This is a genomic window from Streptomyces sp. NPDC057638, assembly GCF_042800315.1.
GTDB lineage: Bacteria > Actinomycetota > Actinomycetes > Streptomycetales > Streptomycetaceae > Streptomyces.
The window spans coordinates 1-5,096 of the sequence record NZ_JBHVHF010000436.1 but is presented as its reverse complement, the minus strand read 5'-3'; the positions used below and the strand labels follow the sequence as shown (position 1 = coordinate 5,096).

The 5,096-nt window shown below is 71.7% G+C and carries 4 protein-coding genes; 3 read left to right on the top strand and 1 reads right to left on the bottom strand.

Annotation, left to right across the window (positions count from 1 at the left end; all coding sequences use genetic code 11):
* Positions 1-125: 125 nt before the first annotated feature.
* Positions 126-1,316: an SAM-dependent methyltransferase gene (locus ACFVIM_RS32725; RefSeq protein ID WP_384309291.1), complete on the bottom strand. Its 1,191-nt coding sequence runs from the start codon at positions 1,314-1,316 to the stop codon at positions 126-128.
* A gap of 288 nt (positions 1,317-1,604) precedes the next feature.
* Here ACFVIM_RS32725 and ACFVIM_RS32720 point away from each other — a divergent pair, with 288 nt between their 5' ends.
* The 3 genes from ACFVIM_RS32720 (at position 1,605) to groL (ending at position 4,968) form a co-directional block, all read left to right on the top strand.
* Positions 1,605-2,561: a polysaccharide deacetylase family protein gene (locus ACFVIM_RS32720; protein ID WP_384309288.1), complete on the top strand. Its 957-nt coding sequence runs from the start codon at positions 1,605-1,607 to the stop codon at positions 2,559-2,561.
* 371 nt (positions 2,562-2,932) lie between these two features.
* Positions 2,933-3,241 (top strand): co-chaperone GroES, encoded by a 309-nt coding sequence (groES, locus tag ACFVIM_RS32715; protein ID WP_384309286.1) that lies wholly within the window; start codon positions 2,933-2,935, stop codon positions 3,239-3,241.
* A gap of 104 nt (positions 3,242-3,345) precedes the next feature.
* Positions 3,346-4,968, top strand: coding sequence for a chaperonin GroEL (groL, locus tag ACFVIM_RS32710; RefSeq protein ID WP_384309283.1), 1,623 nt, complete (start codon positions 3,346-3,348; stop codon positions 4,966-4,968).
* Positions 4,969-5,096: the final 128 nt, after the last annotated feature.

The following is a 5,096-nucleotide window of genomic DNA, read 5'->3' as shown; positions in this document are numbered from 1 at the left end:
GCGCCGCTCTCCGGCCGGTCGCGGACCCCGGGTCGGTCCTGAGCCGAAGGGGTGCGTCTGGGGGTACCCCCAGACGCAGGCCTGGTGGGGGTCCCCCGGGCGGAGCCTGGGGGAGAGAAGAGCCGCTAAACGGCCGCCGGGAGCGGGTGCCCCACCAGCATCGACGGCGCGCCCGCCACCCGGGTCAGGAAGACCGTCGCCGCGTTCGGGCCCTGCGGCCTCACCTTGCGCCGCAGTTCCTCCGGTTCCACCGCCGAGCCGCGCTTCTTCACCGTCAGGGTGCCGACCTCGCGTGCGCGCAGCAGGGCCTTGAGCCGCTTGAGGTTGAAGGGGAGGGTGTCGGTGATCTCGTACCCGGTGGCGTACGGCGTGGCGCGGGCCGCGTCGGCGGTGATGTACGCGATGGTCTCGTCGATCAGCCCGCCGTCGAGGTCCCGGGCGACCTCCGCGACCAGATGGGCCCGGATGACGGCGCCATCCGGTTCGTACAGATAGCGGCCGACGGGCCGTACGGCGGGGTCCGGCAGGCCGCCGCCGGTCAGCGAGTGCGGTCCGGGCAGCAGCGTGGCGCGGACGGCGGGGGAACCGGGCGGGAACGCCCCGTACCAGAGCACGGCTTCCTTGACATCGCCCCCGTCGGAGATCCACTCCGCGCGGAAGTCACCGGGGATCCGCTCGTGCGGGATGCCGGGGGCGATCTTCAGCGCCGCGACGGGGTGGGTACGGGCGGCCGAGAGCGCCCAGGACAGGGGCGGGGAGTACGCCTCCGGGTCGAAGATCCTGCCCCGGCCGCCCCGGCGGGCGGGGTCCACGAAGACGGCGTCGCAGCCCGTGGTGTCGGTCTCCGTGACATCGGCGCACCGCACCTCGATCAGTTCGGCCAGGCCGAGGGCCTCGGCGTTGGCGCGGACGACGGCCGAGGTCAGCGGGTCACGGTCGACGGCCAGGACCTGGACGCCCGCGCGGGCCAGGGCGATGGCGTCACCGCCGACCCCGCTGCACAGGTCCGCCACGCGGCGCACCCCCAGCGCCGCGAACCGGGCGGCGCGGTAGGCGGCGACGGACCGGCGGGTCGCCTGCTCCACGCCGTGGGGCGTGAAGTACATGCGGTGGGCGTCCTCCGCGCCGAACTTCGCCACCGCGCGCTGCCGCAGCCTCGCCTGGCCGAGCGCGGCCGAGACCAGGTCGGCGGGGTGGTCACGGCGGAGCCGGGTGGCGAGGGCCAGCTCCTGGGCGGGGTCATGGTCGCGGAGGGCGGCGAGCAGGCTCTGGCCCTCGTCGGTCAGGAGCGCGGAGAGGTCGTTCACCCGGCCCATTGTGAGCCAGGGGCCAGTGGGTACCGCGCGCCGGAGGGGTTCTTCCGCGGGCGAGGGGGCGGGCCGGACGAAGGGCGAGGGGGCGGGCTGGGGCGGTGGCGGGCTGGTCGCGGGCCGGAGGGGTTCTTCCGCGGGCGAGGGGGCGGGCCGGAGCGCCGGTCGGAGCGACGACGGGAACGCCTTCGGGCCCCGGGCGGGGTTCCCGTGTGGGCCAGGCGGGGGACCGGGCCGCTCCGGGCGGCGCTGTCGGCCCGGTCCCGTGGATCCGTACTGACAGGATCCAGCGCCATGCAGCTTGTACGACAAAAAGGAAAAAAGACAACACATCCGAACGCCTCGCCACGGCACGGGATCCCGCGCCCCGGCGCCCTCGCCGCGGTGCTCCTGCTCGCCCTGCTCGGCTCGGCCTGCGCCGGGGACCCGCCCGACGGGCGCGACGGCGCACGGCCGGGGGACGGTCAGCGGGCGGAGCGCAAGGAGGGCGCGGGCGGCGCGCCCGTCTCCTACGCCGAGCGGGTGAAGCGCTCCCAGGCCGCACGGGCGGTCGCGGCCAAGAAGTGGGGCCTGGAGCGGATCCCGCTGCCCGCGCCGCCGCCCCCGTCGGTGAAACCGGCGCTGACCACCCGCAAGGGCTTCGAGGTGGAAGGCGGCGAGGTGCTGCCGCCGGTCTTCACCACCGTGCCGGTCAAGGAGCGTGTGGTCTTCCTGACCATCGACGACGGCGCCGAGAAGGACCCCGACCTGCTGCGGATGATGTCCGAGCTCCAGATCCCCTACAGCTCCTTCCTCAGCGACTACCTGATCAACGACAACTACGGCTACTTCCGGGAGATGCGCGACCGGGGCGTCGCGCTCCACAACCACACCCTCAACCACCGCTATATGCCGGGCCTGACGTACACCGAGCAGAAACAGGAGATCTGCGGCCAGCAGGGCAATCTCCAGAAGCTGTACGGAAAGCGCCCCCCGCTCTTCCGTCCGCCCTACGGCAACTACAACGAGGACACGCTGCGCGCCGCCCAGCAGTGCGGGATCAAGGCCGTGCCGCTCTGGGCCGCGGAGGCGTTCCCGGACCACATGGAGTGGCGCGAGTGGGACCGGGACCTGCACCCGGGTGACATCATCCTCACCCACTTCCGCGGGCCCTCCGACTGGGAGGGCACCATGCCCGACATGATCCGCCAGGTGATGAAGACGGTCACGGAGAAGGGGTACGCGGTCGCCCGCCTGGAGGACTACGTCTGACGGGCCCGCCCACCCGCGTCGGCCCCGGGCCGCCGGGACGCCCCGCCCGGCCCCTGCCCGCGCATCGGTCCGGGCGCCGCGCATGGGTCCCGGCACCGTTCGCCGGTTCGGGTACCGTCCACCGGTTCGGGCGCCCCGCATGGGTCCCGGCTCCCGGCCGTCCGACCGCCTCCGTTCGCGCCATGTGAGGCGACGCATTGGCACTCCGCTTGACCGAGTGCTAATCGCGGTCATAGTCTCGGCTCTGGCACTCCCCAATGGAGAGTGCCAGACACAGCGACGGGCAGGTCCGGCACCCGCGACGACGGATCCACCTGGTCGCCACCTCAGACAGTTAACCCCGTGAGATCTCCGAAGGGGGAGGTCGGATCGTGACGACCACCAGCTCCAAGGTTGCCATCAAGCCGCTCGAGGACCGCATCGTGGTCCAGCCGCTCGACGCCGAGCAGACCACGGCCTCTGGCCTGGTCATCCCGGACACCGCGAAGGAGAAGCCCCAGGAGGGCGTCGTCCTCGCCGTGGGCCCGGGCCGCTTCGAGAACGGCGAGCGCCTGCCGCTCGACGTCAAGACCGGCGACGTCGTGCTCTACAGCAAGTACGGCGGCACCGAGGTGAAGTACAGCGGCGAGGAGTACCTCGTCCTCTCGGCCCGCGACGTGCTCGCGATCATCGAGAAGTAATTCACCCCGAGCAGCAACCGCTTTGAACGGCGCCCCTGGCCCCCGCCGCACACGTGGCCGGGTGGCAGGGGCGTCGTTCGTTCGAGAGGACTGAGAAGCCCACCATGGCGAAGATCCTGAAGTTCGACGAGGACGCCCGTCGCGCCCTGGAGCGCGGTGTCAACAAGCTTGCCGACGCGGTCAAGGTGACGATCGGCCCCCGTGGCCGCAACGTCGTCATCGACAAGAAGTTCGGCGCCCCCACCATCACCAACGACGGTGTCACCATCGCCCGTGAGGTCGAGGTCGACGACCCGTACGAGAACCTCGGCGCCCAGCTGGTGAAGGAGGTGGCGACCAAGACCAACGACATCGCTGGTGACGGCACCACCACCGCCACCGTGCTGGCCCAGGCCCTGGTCCGCGAGGGTCTGCGCAACGTCGCCGCCGGTGCCTCCCCGGCCGCCCTGAAGAAGGGCATCGACGCCGCGGTCAAGGCCGTCTCCGACGAGCTGCTCTCGACCGCCCGTCCGATCGAGGACAAGGCCGACATCGCCGCCGTCGCCGGTCTCTCCGCCCAGGACCCGCAGGTCGGTGAGCTCATCGGCGAGGCGATGGACAAGGTCGGCAAGGACGGCGTCATCACGGTCGAGGAGTCCAACACCTTCGGCCTGGAGCTGGACTTCACCGAGGGCATGGCCTTCGACAAGGGCTACCTCTCCCCGTACATGGTCACCGACCAGGAGCGGATGGAGGCCGTCCTCGACGACCCGTACATCCTGATCCACCAGGGCAAGATCGCCTCCATCCAGGACCTGCTGCCGCTGCTGGAGAAGGTCATCCAGGCCGGTGGCTCCAAGCCGCTGCTGATCATCGCCGAGGATGTCGAGGGCGAGGCGCTCTCCACCCTGGTCGTCAACAAGATCCGCGGCACCTTCAACGCGGTCGCCGTCAAGGCGCCCGGCTTCGGTGACCGCCGCAAGGCGATGCTCCAGGACATGGCCATCCTCACGGGTGCCACCGTCATCGCCGAGGAGGTCGGCCTCAAGCTCGACCAGGCCGGTCTGGACGTGCTGGGTTCCGCCCGCCGTGTCACGGTCACCAAGGACGACACGACCATCGTCGACGGCGGCGGCAGCTCCGAGGACGTCGTGGGCCGCGTCGCCCAGATCAAGGCCGAGATCGAGTCCACCGACTCGGACTGGGACCGCGAGAAGCTCCAGGAGCGCCTCGCCAAGCTCGCCGGTGGCGTCTGCGTCATCCGGGTCGGCGCCGCCACCGAGGTGGAGCTGAAGGAGAAGAAGCACCGTCTGGAGGACGCCATCTCCGCGACCCGCGCCGCGGTCGAGGAGGGCATCGTCTCCGGTGGTGGCTCCGCGCTGGTCCACGCCGCCAAGATCCTTGAGGACAACCTCGGCAAGGACGGCGACGAGGCCACCGGTGTCTCCGTGGTCCGCCGTGCCGCCGTCGAGCCGCTGCGCTGGATCGCGGAGAACGCCGGCCTGGAGGGCTACGTCATCGTCTCCAAGGTCGCCGAGCTGGAGACCGGCCAGGGCTACAACGCCGCCACCGCCGAGTACGGCGACCTGGTGAAGGCCGGTGTCATCGACCCGGTCAAGGTCACCCGCTCCGCCCTGGAGAACGCCGCCTCCATCGCCTCCCTGCTGCTCACGACCGAGACCCTGGTCGTCGAGAAGCCGGCCGAGGACGAGGCTGACGCGGGCCACGGCCACGGTCACTCCCACTGACACCCCCTCCCACCGCCGACCGGCTGACGCCGGTGGGACGGCCGCCGTGTCCGCGGTGACGGCCGGCTCCGCCCGGCCGTGAGGGTTGTCGTACGGACGAGGGCCCGGTGCTCCCCTGACGGGAGCAC